This is a genomic window from Streptacidiphilus carbonis, assembly GCF_000787775.1.
Taxonomy (GTDB): domain Bacteria; phylum Actinomycetota; class Actinomycetes; order Streptomycetales; family Streptomycetaceae; genus Streptacidiphilus; species Streptacidiphilus carbonis.
In genome coordinates this window covers 58,502-73,314 of sequence record NZ_BBPM01000026.1, presented here as the reverse complement: position 1 = coordinate 73,314, position 14,813 = coordinate 58,502, and the positions used below count along the sequence as shown (strand labels likewise).

The 14,813-nt window shown below is 71.3% G+C and carries 12 protein-coding genes; 9 read left to right on the top strand and 3 right to left on the bottom strand.

Annotated features, from left to right (window positions below; all coding sequences use genetic code 11):
- Positions 1 to 20: 20 nt before the first annotated feature.
- The 3 genes from TR46_RS21130 (at position 21) to TR46_RS21120 (ending at position 2,819) form a co-directional block, all read left to right on the top strand.
- Positions 21 to 1,013, top strand: coding sequence for a hypothetical protein (locus tag TR46_RS21130; RefSeq protein ID WP_042403594.1), 993 nt, complete (start codon positions 21 to 23; stop codon positions 1,011 to 1,013).
- A gap of 11 nt (positions 1,014 to 1,024) precedes the next feature.
- Positions 1,025 to 2,239, top strand: a complete 1,215-nt coding sequence (locus TR46_RS21125; protein WP_042403591.1) for a pyridoxal phosphate-dependent aminotransferase — start codon at positions 1,025 to 1,027, stop codon at positions 2,237 to 2,239.
- A 127-nt stretch (positions 2,240 to 2,366) separates the two neighbouring features.
- Positions 2,367 to 2,819: an SCO4983 family protein gene (locus tag TR46_RS21120; RefSeq protein ID WP_042403590.1), complete on the top strand. Its 453-nt coding sequence runs from the start codon at positions 2,367 to 2,369 to the stop codon at positions 2,817 to 2,819.
- A gap of 9 nt (positions 2,820 to 2,828) precedes the next feature.
- Here the strand turns inward: TR46_RS21120 and TR46_RS21115 are convergent, their stop codons facing one another.
- Entirely contained in the window at positions 2,829 to 4,664 is a 1,836-nt protein-coding gene (locus tag TR46_RS21115; RefSeq protein ID WP_042403671.1) for a phosphoenolpyruvate carboxykinase (GTP), read from the bottom strand.
- Positions 4,665 to 4,927: 263 nt separating this feature from the next.
- On the opposite strand from TR46_RS21115, the gene trhA reads away from it, so the two are divergent.
- From trhA to TR46_RS21100, 3 genes are all read left to right on the top strand, one after another.
- Positions 4,928 to 5,593, top strand: coding sequence for a PAQR family membrane homeostasis protein TrhA (gene trhA / locus TR46_RS21110; protein WP_042403586.1), 666 nt, complete (start codon positions 4,928 to 4,930; stop codon positions 5,591 to 5,593).
- Positions 5,594 to 5,695: 102 nt separating this feature from the next.
- Positions 5,696 to 7,258, top strand: coding sequence for an MFS transporter (locus TR46_RS21105; protein ID WP_042403582.1), 1,563 nt, complete (start codon positions 5,696 to 5,698; stop codon positions 7,256 to 7,258).
- The gene (locus tag TR46_RS21100) at positions 7,255 to 7,905 is read left to right on the top strand and encodes an acyl-CoA-like ligand-binding transcription factor (RefSeq protein ID WP_084718791.1); all 651 of its coding nucleotides are present in this window, start codon (positions 7,255 to 7,257) and stop codon (positions 7,903 to 7,905) included. Before TR46_RS21105 ends, TR46_RS21100 begins: the two co-directional genes overlap by 4 nt.
- 34 nt (positions 7,906 to 7,939) lie before the next feature.
- On the opposite strand, the gene TR46_RS21095 is transcribed toward TR46_RS21100, so the two are convergent.
- Complete coding sequence (locus TR46_RS21095; RefSeq protein WP_042403575.1) at positions 7,940 to 9,982, bottom strand: thioredoxin domain-containing protein; 2,043 nt, start codon at positions 9,980 to 9,982, stop codon at positions 7,940 to 7,942.
- Positions 9,983 to 10,202: 220 nt separating this feature from the next.
- On the opposite strand from TR46_RS21095, the gene TR46_RS21090 reads away from it, so the two are divergent.
- Positions 10,203 to 11,549, top strand: a complete 1,347-nt coding sequence (locus tag TR46_RS21090) for a glycoside hydrolase family 6 protein (RefSeq protein ID WP_042403571.1) — start codon at positions 10,203 to 10,205, stop codon at positions 11,547 to 11,549.
- Between the two features lie 74 nt (positions 11,550 to 11,623).
- Here the strand turns inward: TR46_RS21090 and TR46_RS21085 are convergent, their stop codons facing one another.
- A complete protein-coding gene (locus tag TR46_RS21085) occupies positions 11,624 to 12,361 on the bottom strand; it encodes a glycoside hydrolase family 16 protein (protein WP_042403568.1) in 738 nt (245 codons plus the stop codon).
- Positions 12,362 to 12,724: 363 nt separating this feature from the next.
- Between TR46_RS21085 and TR46_RS21080 the strand changes: the two genes are divergently transcribed.
- Together TR46_RS21080 and TR46_RS21075 are read left to right on the top strand one after the other, a co-directional pair.
- Positions 12,725 to 13,759: a LacI family DNA-binding transcriptional regulator gene (locus tag TR46_RS21080; RefSeq protein ID WP_042403565.1), complete on the top strand. Its 1,035-nt coding sequence runs from the start codon at positions 12,725 to 12,727 to the stop codon at positions 13,757 to 13,759.
- 148 nt (positions 13,760 to 13,907) lie between these two features.
- Positions 13,908 to 14,744: a siderophore-interacting protein gene (locus tag TR46_RS21075; RefSeq protein ID WP_042403563.1), complete on the top strand. Its 837-nt coding sequence runs from the start codon at positions 13,908 to 13,910 to the stop codon at positions 14,742 to 14,744.
- The last annotated feature ends 69 nt before the right edge of the window (positions 14,745 to 14,813 follow it).

Below are 14,813 nucleotides of genomic sequence, written 5' to 3'. Positions count from 1 at the left end.
GCGGCACTAGAGTCCGGCGCATGGCCATGATCGAGCAGCGCCCCTCCCCTCTGCGGGCGGCCGTGTCGCGCGCGCTGACGGGACGGAAGGTCGCCTACGCGGGCGGCCTGGTGACGCTGCTTCTGGTCCTGGCCTTCGGGACGGACTCGCTGCTGTTCTGGTTCACCCAGAACTACGGCGACCTGCTGATACCCAGCGCCCTGGGCGTGCCGGTGCTGCTGCCCGGGCTGCGCTTCACCCGTTTCGCCCAGGAGAGTTGGACCGCGCTGGGCTGCGAGGACTTCGCGGCGCTGCTGCTGGTCGGCACGGTGGTCCGGCTGCTCGGCCGGCACCGGAGGCTCTACCCGAGCTCCGGGCGGCTGCACCGGTTCTTCGTCGGCTGGGGCGCGCTGATGGCGGGCGGGCTGCTCTCCGGCTTCTTCCGCGGTCTGGTGGTGGCACGGGAGGTGGCCGGCGGCCCGCTGGCCTACTTCGGCTACCCGTTCCTGGGCGCGCTGGTCAGCCTGGTCTGGTGCATGGCGCTGGGCTGGATCCCGGGCCTGGCCGCGGTGTTCGCGGTGGTCCCGGCCGCGGCGGCGGAGCGGGCCCGCGAGTGGTGGGCCGAGAGCGGACGGCTGGTCCTGGTCTACCTGGTCGAGCCGGCCAAGGACCTGGGCGTGCAGGCCGCCCGCGTCTGGCGTGAGCGGGGCGGCGCGGAGGCCGCCGCGAAGCTGTGGAGCCGGGTGCGGGGTCTGCTCCGGTCGTCCGGCGAGCGGCTGTCCGCCGGCTACGGGTCCACCGCCGGGTTCAGGGCCGCCGCCAGGGCGAAGCTCCCGGCGAAGGCGAAGCTCCCCGCGAAGGTGGGGCTGCCGTCGAAGGTCAGGCTCCCCTCGGGGGTGAGACTGCCGTCGAGGATGAAGCTCCCGTCCGGGGTCAGGCTGCCGGTGAAATTCCCCCGTCAGCGCACCGGCGGCCGCGACGACACCGTCCCACATGACGAAAACCACAGGGCGTCCAGCACCAAGGCCCCGTAGAGTACCGAGCCATGCAGGTGATCCAGTCCAGCAAGCTCGCCAATGTCTGCTACGACATCCGCGGACCGATCCTCGACGAGGCCATGCGCCTCGAGGAGCAGGGCCACCGGATCCTCAAGCTGAACACCGGCAACCCGGCACCCTTCGGCTTCGAGGCACCGCCGGAGATCCTGCAGGACATCCTGCGCAACCTCGCCACGGCACACGGCTACGGCGACTCCAAGGGCCTGCTCGCGGCCCGCCGCGCCGTGGTGATGCACTACGAGGACCTCGGCTTCGAGGACCTGACCGTCGAGGACGTCTACATCGGCAACGGCGTCTCCGAGCTGATCCAGATGGCCATGCAGGCGCTGCTGGACGACGGCGACGAGGTGCTGGTGCCCGCGCCGGACTACCCGTTGTGGACCGCCTCGGTGAGCCTGGCCGGCGGCACCGCCGTGCACTACCGCTGTGACGAGCAGGCGGACTGGTACCCGGACCTCGACGACATCGAGGCCAAGATCACCGACCGCACCCGCGGCATCGTGATCATCAACCCGAACAACCCCACCGGCGCCGTCTACGACGACGAGCTGCTGCGCGGCATCACCGAGATCGCCCGCAAGCACAACCTCATCGTCTACTCCGACGAGATCTACGACAAGATCCTCTACGACGGCGTCAAGCACACCCCCACCGCGCTGTTCGCCCCCGACCTGCTCTGCCTGACCTTCAACGGCCTCTCCAAGGCCTACCGGGTGGCCGGCTTCCGCTCCGGCTGGATGACCGTCTCCGGCCCCAAGGAGCACGCCCGCAGCTATGTCGAGGGCATCAACGTCCTCGCCACCATGCGGCTCTGCGCCAATATGCCGGCCCAGCACGCCATCGCCGCGGCGCTCGGCGGCCGGCAGTCCATCAAGGACCTGATCCTCCCGGGCGGGCGGCTGCTGGAGCAGCGGGATGTGGCCTGGAAGCTGCTCAACGACATCCCCGGCGTCACCTGCGTCAAGCCCAAGGGCGCGCTCTACGCCTTCCCCCGGCTGGACCCCAAGGTCTACCGGATCAAGGACGACGCCCAGATGGTGCTGGACCTGCTGAAGCGGGAGCACATCTACGTGGTCCAGGGCACCGGCTTCAACTGGCCCGACCCGGACCACTTCCGCCTGGTCACCCTCCCCCGCGTCGAGGACCTCGCCGAGGCCGTCACCCGCATCGGCACCTTCCTGGACGGCTACAGCCAGCCGTAGCGGCGGGCCGCGGCGGCGGCGGGCGGCGACCGGCCGCGACGAGTGGCGGAATGCCCCCCAGTTTGGACAGAGTCCAAGTTAGGATGGTGTCCCGCACCCCGTTCACCGCATGCCCCGAGGGCGCCCCATGTACGAGCAGCCCAAGACCGTTCCCGGCTACCGGCGCGCGCCGACCAGGACCCAGGTCCACAACAGCAGCGCGCACAGCAGCACCGTTCCGGCCCCGCCGCGCGACACCAGGCTGGTCGGCCACCTCGCCGCGCTGCGCGCCGCCACCGAGGCGGTCCGGCGGACCACCGAGGAGCCCGCGGACCAGGCCGAGCTGGACGCCGCGCTCAAGCAGATCAGCGCCAGGCTCAACGAGGTCTCGGCCGTGTCGGCCCGGGCCGTGGCGGTGGTGCCGTCGGCTGCCGCCGACCGCGGCAAGTGCCTGCGTGAGCTGCATGAACAGGCCCATGCGCTGGCCGGGCGGCTGCTGGTGGTCGCCGCCGCACAGCAGGACACCGCCACCGCGATGCTGGCGTGCCGCCGCATGGACACCCATGCGGCGGCACTGGCCGCCCTGCCGGCGGCCGGCTGATCCCAGCCGCTAGCCCAGTCGCTCGACCAGCCGCTCGTACTCCGCCCACAGCTCCTTCGGCGCGTGCTCGCCGAAGCGCTCCAGGTGCTCGGGGATCAGCGCGGCCTCCTGCCGCCAGATCTCCGGGTCCACACTCAGCAGCAGCTCCAGGTCGGCATCGTCGATGTCGAGCCCGTCCAGGTCCAGCGCGTCGCGGGTGGGCAGCACCCCGATCGGGGTGGTCACCCCGTCCGCGCCGCCCTGCAGCCGCTCCACGATCCACTTGAGCACGCGGCTGTTCTCGCCGAAGCCCGGCCAGACGAACTTGCCGTCGGCGTTCTTGCGGAACCAGTTCACGTAGTAGATCTTCGGCAGCTTGGCGGCGTCCGCCTCCCGGCCCAGCTTCACCCAGTGGGCGAAGTAGTCGCCCATGTTGTAGCCGCAGAACGGCAGCATGGCGAAGGGGTCGCGGCGCAGCTCGCCGACCGTGCCCTCGGCCGCCGCGGTCTTCTCGCTGGCGACGTTGGCGCCGAGGAAGACGCCGTGCTGCCAGTCGAAGGACTCGGTGACCAGCGGGACCGCGCTGGCGCGGCGTCCGCCGAAGAGGATCGCCGAGATCGGCACCCCGGCCGGGTCCTCCCACTCGGGGGCGATGATCGGGCACTGCGAGGCCGGGACGGTGAACCGCGCGTTGGGGTGCGCGGCCGGGGTCCCGCTCTCCGGCGTCCAGCTGTTGCCGCGCCAGTCGGTGAGGTGCGCGGGGGGCTCCTCGGTGAGCCCTTCCCACCACACGTCGCCGTCGTCGGTCAGCGCGACATTGGTGAAGACGGTGTTGCCCCACATCGACTCGACCGCGTTGGCGTTGGTGTCCGCGCCGGTGCCGGGCGCGACGCCGAAGAAGCCGAACTCGGGGTTGATCGCGTAGAGCCGGCCGTCGGCGCCGAAGCGCATCCAGGCGATGTCGTCGCCGATGGTCTCGACCTTCCAGCCCGGGATGGTGGGCTGGAGCATCGCCAGGTTGGTCTTGCCGCAGGCGCTGGGGAAGGCCGCGGTGATGTAGACCGGCTCGGCCTTGACGTCGGGCGACACGGTCGGCGGCGTCAGCTTCAGCACCAGCATGTGCTCGGCCAGCCAGCCCTCGTCGCGCGCCATGGTCGACGCGATCCGCAGGGCGTAGCACTTCTTGCCGAGCAGGGCGTTGCCGCCGTAGCCGGAGCCGTAGGACCAGATCTCGCGGCTCTCCGGGAAGTGCGAGATGTACTTGGTCTCGTTGCAGGGCCAGGCGACGTCCGCCTGCCCCTCGGCGAGCGGGGCACCCAGGGTGTGCACGGCCTTGACGAACTCGCCGTCCTCACCGAGGAAGTCGAGGACGGCCTGTCCCATCCGGGTCATGGTGCGCATCGAGACGGCGACGTACGCGGAGTCCGTGATCTCGACGCCGCACGCGGCGAGAGGGGATCCGACCGGGCCCATGCTGAAGGGCACGACGTACATCGTCCGACCGCGCATCGAACCCGCGAACAGCTCGCCGAAGGTCTCCCGCATCTCGGCGGGGGCCTTCCAGTTGTTGGTGGGTCCGGCGTCCTGCTCCCGCTCGGAGCAGATGAAGGTGCGGTCCTCGACCCGGGCGACGTCGCGCGGGTCGGAGGCGGCGTAGTAGGAGTTGGGGCGCTTCTCGGGGTTGAGCCTGGTGAATGTCCCCTTGTCGACCAGGAGGTCACACAGGCGCTGGTACTCGGCTTCAGAGCCGTCGCACCATTCGATTCGGTCGGGCTGGGTGAGCTCTGCGATCTCCTGGACCCAGGCGAGCAGCGGTTTGTGCTGCGTGGGGGCGGAGGCGGCGAGGGCAGAGTTCTCGTACGGCACGATCGCTCCGTTTCGCACCGAATCGTCCTTGATCCGGTGACGGGGTTGAGGGTTCTCGCAGCGTAACGCCGATATTCCTAATGCGACATACCGCCCCTGTCCCCCCAATGTGACCCGGCACACAAAGTTGTCCCACCAGCGGGCGACGAATCAGGAAATCCGTCGCATCCACGGCGCTCCAGCAGGATGTTCGGAGCCGCGTGAGTGAGGATTCACACCATCTACTGATAAGTAACCTACGGTTCCGTAGGTAGTCTGACCCCATGACCGACGCCATCAGCGCCATCACCCCGCTCAAGCCCAGACTGCGGGGCTGGCTGCACGCCGGGATGTTCCCCCTGTCCGTCGCCGCCGGGATCGTCCTCATCTGCCTGGCGGGCTCGACCCAGGCCCGGATCGCCTGCGCCGTCTACTCGGCCTCGGCCTGGATGCTCTTCGGCATCAGCGCGCTGTACCACCGCTTCGACTGGGGCCCGCGCGGCGAGGCGGTGCTGCGCCGGCTCGACCACAGCAACATCTTCCTGATCATCGCAGGCAGCTACACCCCGTTCACCATCCTGCTGCTGAGCGGCGGCCGTCGGCAGTTGCTGCTCTGGCTGGTCTGGGCCGGCGCCCTGGCCGGGATCGCCTTCCGGGTGTTCTGGGTCGGCGCGCCCCGCTGGCTCTACACCCCCTGCTACATCGCCCTGGGCTGGGCGGCGGTGTTCTTCCTGCCGGACTTCCTGCGCACCGGCGGCATCGCCGTGGTGGTGCTGCTGGTGGTCGGCGGACTGCTCTACAGCGCCGGCGGCGTCATCTACGGCCTGAAGCGGCCGAACCCGTCACCGCGCTGGTTCGGCTTCCACGAGGTGTTCCACCTCTGCACGCTGGCAGCCTTCATCGTCCAGTACGTCGGCGTCTCCCTGGTGGCGTACTCGGCCGTGGCCTGAAACCGACGCCGCTCCGGCGCTGCCCACAATCGCATATTGACTGTGCCCATCTTTTGAGAGTTACTGTCATAAGACAGAAGCACTCAACTGATGGAGCCTGCCATGTCCTCTCCCGAACCTCCCCGGCCACCCGTCGCCGCCGTCCCGCGCCGCTGGTGGGCGCTGGCCGCCCTCTGCCTCGCCGTCCTGGTCCTCGGCTTCGACGGCACCGTCCTCAATGTCGCGCTGCCCGACATAGCGGTGCAGCTGCACGCCGGCACCGGCGAGCTGCAGTGGATCGTCGACGCCTACCTGGTGGTCTTCGCCGCCGCGATGCTGCCCGCCGGACTGCTGGGCGACCGCTTCGGCCGGCGCAGGCTGCTGATCGGCGGCCTCACCCTGTTCCTGGCCGCCTCGCTGGTCGGCACCTTCGCCGACTCCGCGAACACCCTGATCGCCGTCCGCGCGCTGATGGGCCTGGGCGGGGCGCTGATCATGCCACTGGCCATGTCGATCATCCCGACCCTGTTCCCGCCGAACGAGCGCAGCCGCGCCGTCGCCGTGATGACCACCGGCACCGCCCTCGGCCTGCCGCTCGGACCGATCCTCGGCGGGCTGCTGCTGAACCACTTCTGTTGGGGCTCGATCTTCCTGATCAACGTCCCGCTGATCGCGGTCGGCATCGTCGCCCTGGTGCTGCTGGTCCCCGAGTCCCGCAACCCCGCCGTCCCCCGGGTGGACCCGGTCAGCGCCCTGCTCGGCACGGCCGGCCTGGCCGCGCTCACCTTCGGCTTCATCCAGGCCCCCACCGACGGCTGGGGATCGCCGCTGATCGTCTCCGTGCTGGCAGCCTCGGCGCTGCTGCTCGGCGGGCTGGTGCTGCGCGAACGCTCGGAGGAGAACCCGATGCTGGACCTCACCCTGCTCGCCGACCGGATGTTCCGCTGGAGCACGATCGCCACCGTGCTGGTCACCGCCGTGATGATGGGCGCGCTGTTCGTCCTGCCGCAGTACCTGCAGTCCGTGCTCGGCTACGACGCGCTGGGCACCGGACTGCGGCTGATGCCGCTGATGCTCGGCCTGATGGTGGCGGCGCGGACCTCCGAGCGGCTGGTCGCCCGGATCTCCGTCCGCTGGGTGATCACCGCCGGGATGCTGCTGGTCGCCGCGTCGATGTTCCTGGGCAGCCTGACCCGGGCCGGGGACGGCTACGGCTGGGCCGCGATCTGGCTCAGCGTGCTGGGCCTGGGCATGGGCCTGACCATGGTCCCCGCGATGGGCGCGGCCATGGCGGCCCTGCCGACCGACCGGGCCGGCGTCGGCTCCGGGCTGCTGCAGACCTTCCGCCAGTCCGCCAGCGCCATCGGCGTCGCCCTGCTCGGGGCGCTGCTGGCCGGGATCTACGCCGGCAGGCTCGACACCTCCGGCCTCCCCGCACCGCTGGCGCACACCGCCCGCGGCTCCGTCTCCGCCGCCCAGGCCGTCGCCGACCAGTTGCACTCCACCGCGCTGGCCGCCTCCGCCCACAGCGCGTTCCTGCACGGGATGACCACCGTGCTGCTGGTCTCCGGCATCGGCGCGGTGCTGTCCGCGATCCTGGTCGCGGCCCGGATGCCCGGCACCGCGGCGGACCCGGCCCCGGACGTCGCCAACGGCGCGGCCGATCACGCACAATCAGTGGCATGACCCCCGCGCCGCCGAAATCCATGGACCCCCGGGCCGCGACCGACCTGGAGGAACTCCTCTCCGCCCCGCTGGGGCTGCGGGAGCGCAAGAAGCTGAAGACCCGCCGCGCGATCCGCGCGGCGGCCTTCCGCCTGTTCGCCGCGCAGGGCTGGGACGCCACCACCGTCGACCGGATCGCGGCCGAGGCCGATGTCTCGCCCAGCACCTTCTTCCGGTACTTCCCCACCAAGGAGGACCTGGTCATCACCGACGACTACGACCCGGTGATGGAGGCCGCACTGCGCGCCAGGCCGCCGGACGAGTCGGTGATGGAGTCACTGCGCCAGGCCATCCTCCCGTCCCTGCGCCGGATCATCGGCTCGGAGGGCGACGACATGCTGCTGCGGATGCGGCTGCTCAACGAGGTCCCCGCGATCCGCAGCCGCAGCACCCTGGAGATGATCCGCTCCCGGGACATGCTGGTCACCGTCCTGGCCGAGCGCACCGGCCGCCCGGCAGGCGACCTCGGCCTGCGCGCCCTGGTCTCCGCCGTCCTCGCCGCGTGCAGCGAGGCGGTGGACTACTGGTCCGCCAACGACGGCCGGGGCAATGTCGCCGACCTCTGCGAACAGGCGCTGAACGCGGTCGCCGAGGGCTTCAGCGGCTGAGCGCGGCCGCCCAGGCCACGCTTGATCTCGCTTCTTAAAGCGCCACCGTCAGCTTCTCCGCCAGTGCCACAGGATCGGTGACCGGGGCGTCGCAGCTGAACCGGCGGCAGACGTAGGCCGTGGGCAGGCCGTCCCGGAGGGGGCGGTCGGTCAGTAGCGGGACCGCGGTGGCGTCCGGCTCGCCCACTGCCAGCACCGCGCCCGGCGCGGTGGCCAGCAGGGCGGTGCGGCGCAGCGCCGCCGTGCCCGGGTGGTCGGCCGGGCCGACCACCGCGATCTCGCGCGGGCCGTCGACCAGGGCCTCGGCCACGGCCAGGCCCCAGCCGATGAAGCGCGGAGCGCGCGGACCCAGCGCGGTGACCACGCCCAACGCCCGTTCGGCCGCGGTCCGGTGCCGCTCGGACCCGGTGAGCGCGGCGTAGCCGAGCAGCGCTCCGGCCGCGGCGGTCCAGCCGGAGGGGACGGCGTTGTCGGTCGGGTCCTGCGGGCGGCGGATCAGCCGCTCGGCGTCGGACGCCGTGTCGTACAGCGCACCTGACGCCTCATCGGTGAACCGGCTGAGCACGGTGTCCAGCAGCACGCCGCTGAGGGTCAGCCAACTCTCGTCCCCGGTCACGGAGTAGAGCGCCAGGAAGCCCTCCGCGGTGTCGGCGTAGTCCTCCAGCACCCCGGCGTTGGCGCCGGGGCGGCCGTCGCGCGAGGTCCGCAGCAGGCGTCCCTCCGGTTCCGGCGTCAGATGGACGGCGACCAGCAGGTCGGCGGCGGCCAGCGCCGCCTCCAGGTACTCGGGGCGCTCCAGCAGCGCGCCGGTCTCGGCGAGGGCGGCGATCGCCAGCCCGTTCCAGGCGGCGACGACCTTGTCGTCCCGGGCCGGCCTGGGGCGCTCGGCCCGTGCGGCGAGCAGCCGGTCCCGTACCGAGGCGAACCACTCGGCGTCGTCGCAGTCCTCCGGGAGCTGCAGCACCGACGCCCCGCCCTCGAAGGTCCCGGCCGCCGTGACGCCGAACAGCGCGGCGGCCCGGACCGCGTCCTCGGGGCCGAGCGCCTCGGCGAGCTGGGCCGGCGTCCAGGCGTAGAAGGCGCCCTCATGGTTCCGGCCGTCGGGCCCGGCACTGTCGGCGTCCAGCGCCGAGGCGAAACCGCCCTCGGGGGTGCGGAGTTCGGCCAGCAGGAAGTCGGCGGTCCGCAGCGTGACCCGGCGGGCGAGGTCGGATCCGGTGGCCCGCCACAGGTGCAGGTACACCCGCAGCAGCAGAGCGTTGTCATAGAGCATCTTCTCGAAGTGCGGAACCACCCACTCCGAATCGACCGAGTAGCGCGCGAAGCCGCCGCCCAACTGGTCGTGGATGCCGCCGCGGGCCATCGCCGCGCAGCTGCCCTCGACCATCCGCAGCGCCTCGGCCGAGCCGGTCGAGGCATGGTGCCGCAGCAGGAACTCCAGCGCCATCGACGGCGGGAACTTGGGCGCGCCGCCGAAGCCGCCGCGCTTGTCGTCGTACTCCCGCCCGAGCGCGACCGCCGCCTGCCGCAGCTCCGCCGCGGTCGGCGGCCGCTGCCCGGCGGCCCCGTACACATCACCCCGTCCGGCCAGGTCGGCGACGATCCGCGCGGACACCTCGGCGACCTCGTCCCGCCGGTCCCGCCAGGCCGCGGCGACCCCCTCCAGCACCTGCCGGAACGACGGCATCCCGTGCCGGGGCTCCGGCGGGAAGTAGGTCCCGAAGTAGAACGGCTCCCCTCCCGGCGTCAGGAACACCGTCATCGGCCACCCGCCCTGCCCGGTCGCCGCCTGCACCGCCTCCATGTAGACGGCGTCGACATCGGGCCGCTCCTCCCGGTCCACCTTCACCGCCACGAAGTGCTCATTGAGGTACCCGGCCAGCCCGGCGTCCTCGAAACTCTCGTGCGCCATCACATGACACCAGTGGCACGAGCTGTAGCCCACGCTCAGGAGGATCGGGACGTCACGTCGGCGCGCCTCGGCGAACGCCGCCGCGCTCCACTCCCACCAGCCGACGGGGTTGTCTGCGTGCTGGCGAAGGTACGGGGACGTGGACTGCGCGAGCCGATTAGCCATGAATCCATCCTGACGCACACCCGGGGTACGACGCGCATCGCCGGAGCCACGGCCAGGATTGTTTGGAAGCGCTTCCAATCTTTCGTTCAACTCATTGACAGAGGTCGGGCGACGAAGCACCATCTCGTCCAGGTTCTGAAGGCCTGGCAGCACCTGCCGACCTGTGGGAGCGCTTCCAGTTCTCTGCTTCCAGGCCTCTCCTCCCACCCTTGGAGTCAACGTGCAACCACAGAGTCTCCGGCGGCCGTTCGCCGCCGTCGCGGCGCTGGTCCTCGGCGCCGGCCTGGCGGTGCTCGCGCCGGGTACGGCGTCCGCCGCGTCCACCGCGTCCACCGCGTCCACCGGTCACGCCATCAGCCCGTCCACCCGTTTCTTCGTACCGCCGCCGGCGGACGGATCGGTGCAGCAGATCGCCCAGTTGGCGAAGAAGGGCGACCTCAGGGACGCCAGGCTGCTGGCCGAGATGGAAGCGGTGCCGTCCGCCGTCTGGCTCACCGGCGGCACGCCGGCGGAGGTGGGCAAGCAGGTGCGGACCACCCTGGCCGAGGCCGCCCTGGAGCGGGCCGAACCGGTGTTCGTGGTCTACGACATACCCGGGCGCGACTGCTCCGAGTACTCCGCGGGCGGGGCCGCCGACCAGGCCGCGTACCAGAGCTGGGTGGCCGCGGTCGCCGCCGCTGTGGGCCGCGCCCACGCGGTGCTGCTGGTCGAGCCGGACGCGCTGGGCAACGAACCGTCCGACTGCAACCTCCCGGTCTCCGCCTACCCCCACACCGACGCCGAGCGCACCGCTGAAGTCGCCTACGCGGCGAAGACGTTGGAGCAGGACCCGAACACCAGCGTCTACCTGGACGGCACCAATCCGCACTGGCAGGCCGTTCCCAACATCACCGCCCGTCTGCTGGCCGCCGGCGTGCAGCAGACCCAGGGGTTCTTCCTGAACGTCTCCAACTTCCGCACCGACCCCGAGCTGCAGGACTACGGCTCCTGGATCTCCGACTGCGTCGCCATGGTCACCGACCGTTCGCACTGGGCCTACGGCCACCCCGAGTACTGCGCCAGCCAGTACTACCCGGCCACCGTCGACGACTTCAGCACCTGGAGCCAGACCACCGACTGGTACACCCAGAACCTGGGCGGCGCGGTGCCCGCCACCCACTACGTGGTCGACACCAGCCGCAACGGCCAGGGCCCCAACACGATGTCCGCCTACGGCGCGGCACCGTACGACCAGAGCGCAGCCACCGTGGCCACGCTGATGCAGGGCAACTGGTGCAACCCCACCGGCGCGGGGCTGGGCGTCCACCCCACCGCGAACACCGGCGTCCCGCTGCTCGACGCCGACCTGTGGGTGAAGACTCCCGGCCAGTCCGACGGCCAGTGCGACGCCCTGGGCGGCGTGCGGGCCTGGGACTACACCGCCTACAGCCGTCCCGGCTGGCCCACCGACGCCGCCGGCCAGTCCGCGTTCGACCCGCTGTGGGGCCAGGTGGATCCGGCCGCCGGCAGCTGGTTCCCGGCCCAGGCCCTGCAACTGGCCCGTCTGGCCGACCCCGCGCTGGGTTGAGCCGGGTGCGTTGACCCGGAGCCCGTCCCCCGCCGGCGCCCGACACCACTGGTGTCGGGCGCCGACACGGTGGATCAGGGGTGGTACGGGGTGTAGGTGATGGCGCTGACCTTCAGATAGCGCGCTCCGTCGGCGGTGGCCCAGGTGGAGGAGTCGGGGTTGCCGGGCCAGTTGCCGCCGACTGCGGTGTCGATGATGAAGTGCATGCCGACGCCCGACGCGGTGGTGAACCACTTGGTGCCGGTGAAGACGCCGTCGATGCTGAAGTCGATGTGGTCGGGCCACCAGGTGAAGGAGTAGGTGTGGAAGGCGTTGGTCCAGCCGCCGGAGTTGTTCACGGCCCACTGGGTCTGGTTGTTGCCCGGGTCGTGGAAGGTCTGGTAAGCGGTGTTCGGGCGGGAGCCGACGATCTCGGCGGCATCCATCTCGGGCAGCCACGGGTTGAGGTAGGCGCCCCATACCGCGGGCAGCAGGCCGTCGCCGTTGGGCATGCTTGCGGTGAAGCTGTAGGTGCCGTAGCCGTACAGAGCCTTGGACTCCACGCGGCCGGAGTCGTACACGCCGCCGCCTGCGTTGTACGTCTTGATCATCAGGGTGCCGCCGTCGTACCAGACGCAGTTGGGCGTGTAGGTCTCCAACTCGTTGTTGTCCGTCCAGCGGCCGCTGACGACATTCCAGAAGCCGAGGGAGTTGAGGGTCTGGGGCGTGCCCCAGGAAGCGGCGTGGGCGGGGACTGCGGTGAGCGCCATCAGCAGGCACGTCGCCAGGGCCGCCATCAGCAGCCGCGCTGGTTTGAGAAGGGTCAGGGGCATGGTGGTACCTCCCGATACTGCGGGCCGAAGGGTGGTTCGGTGGTGGATATGGAAGCGCTCCCGTTTCAGGACTCCTGCGGCTTCGCACGACCAAGACCGTCTCTGGCTGATGCTTCGTCCGCCCTGCGGCGGCCAAGGCAAGGTGACCAGAAGGGATGTTCTCCGGAAACTGGAAGCGCTTCCATATTTCCATGATGATTGGCCTGGACATGCAGGGTGTCAAGAGTGCTCACAAGGGCTTTCCTGCACGGGTGCGCAGAGCACGGCAGGATGCCATCGTGGAAGCGCTACCATCGACGCTCCGGCTTGGTGGCCGAAGGCCACCAGCGCGGACCGCCGACGGCTCGTGGAGGGACAGGACAGATGCAGGCATCGCCGCGGCGACAGCCCACCTTGGACGAAGTCGCAGCGCGTGCGGGAGTCTCGCGCACCGCCGCATCGCGCGCGATCAACAACAATCCCCATGTCAGCCAGGCCAAACGCGACGCGGTGCAGCGTGCCGTCGACGAACTGGGCTACGTCCCCAACCCGACGGCGCGCGCCCTTGTCACCCGCCGGGTCGGTGCGGTCGTGCTGGCGGTCTCCAGCGACGAGCCCACGCTGTTCGCCGACCCGTTCTTCGCCGAAGTCACCGTCGGGGTCAGCTCGTTCCTCGAACAGACCGACCTGGAACTGATCCTGCTGCTCGCGCACACACCCCACGGCAGGGACCGGCTCCAGCGCATCCTCAGCGCCCGCCGCGCCGACGGGCTGATGCTGATGGCGGTGCGCGGAGACGATCCGCTGGGGCAGCTGGCCGAGCGGACGGACATGCCGGTGGTCTTCGGCGGCCTGCCCCTGCACAGCACGCCCCGCTGGTATGTCGACCCCGACAACCGCGGCGGTGGCCGCCTGGCCGCGGAACACCTGCTCCGCTCCGGTCGGCGGCGCATCGCGATGATCACCGGTCAGGTCGACCTGCATGCCTGCGTCGCACGCGAGCTCGGCTTCCGCGAAGCCCTGACCCTGGCCGGAGCACCGCTCGTCGCACTGGAGGTCGGCGACTTCACCCTGCCGGGAGGTGAAGCGGCGATGGAGCGCCTGCTCACCGCCCACCCGGACATCGACGCGGTCTTCGCCGCCGGGGACAACATGGCTCTGGGCGCCCTGCGTGCCCTGCGGCGCCACGGACGCGGGGTGCCGCACGACGTCGCCCTCGTCGGCTTCGACGACCTCGCCGGCGCACCCTACGCAGCCCCGTCGCTCACGACCGTCCACCAGCCGGTCCGCGCCCTCGGGCGGGAGATGGCGCGCATGCTCGTCGACGCCATCGACGGCCAGGACCCGAACCCGCTCATCCTGCCCACGCACCTCACCGTCCGCGACAGCGCCCCCGAACACCGCGCCGACCAGGCGTGACGGCGCCCCGCGCAGGCCCCCCGGGTGCCCCCCGCGCGGTGACCGCTGAGCGCGGCGGCCGGGGGGGCCGAAAGGTAGGGTTCCCGGGGGTGGCGGGTATTTCCCTGCACCATTGAGCCCACAGGTTCCTCATTCCCAGGGAGCACGTATGGCAGGCCGACCCGAGCGCCGACCGCAGCAGACCCATCGCGGCCGGGTGGAGCGCGTCGAGCGGCTCACCCCGCACATGATCCGGGTCGTCCTCGGTGGAGAGGGCCTGGCGGCCTTCGGCACCAGGGGGCTCACCGACCACTACATCAAGATCCAGTTCCCGCGTCCGGGCGTGGCCTACCCGGTCCCCTTCGACCTGGACCGGATCCGCGCCGAACTGCCGCGCGAGCACTGGCCGGTGACCCGCACCTACACGGTGCGGCGCTGGGACGCGGACACGGGTGAGCTGGCCGTGGACTTCGTGCACCACGGCGACGAGGGCGTGGCCGGGCCCTGGGCCGCGCAGGCGCAGCCGGGGGACGAGATCCACTTCGGCGGGCCGGGCGGCGCCTACGCGCCCTCCGCCGACGCCGACTGGTACCTGTTCGCCGGCGACGAGAGCGCGCTGCCGGCCATCGCCGCCTCGCTGGAGCAGCTGCCCGAAGGAGCCAGGGCGAAGGTGTTCGTCGAGGTGGGCGGCCCCGAGGAGGAGCAGAAGCTGCCCGCCCCGGCCGACGCCGAGATCACCTGGCTGCACCGCGGCGCGGAGCGGATCGGCGCGGCCCTGGTCCGCGCCGTCTCCGGGCTGGACTTCCCGGCCGGCGCCCCCGAGGCGTTCGTGCACGGCGAGGCCGGCTTCGTGAAGGAGCTGCGCCGGCTGCTGCGGGTGGAGCGTGGCATCCCGTTGGACCGGCTGTCCATCTCCGGCTACTGGCGTACCGGCCAGGACGAGGACGGCTGGCAGTCCACCAAGCGGGAGTGGAACCGCAGCGTGGAGGAGGAGCAGGAGGGCTGACGCCCCATCGGGCGTGAGCGGAAAGCAGCGGTGGGCGGCGGGCGCCGCCGGCGGTACGGACCCCCCGGG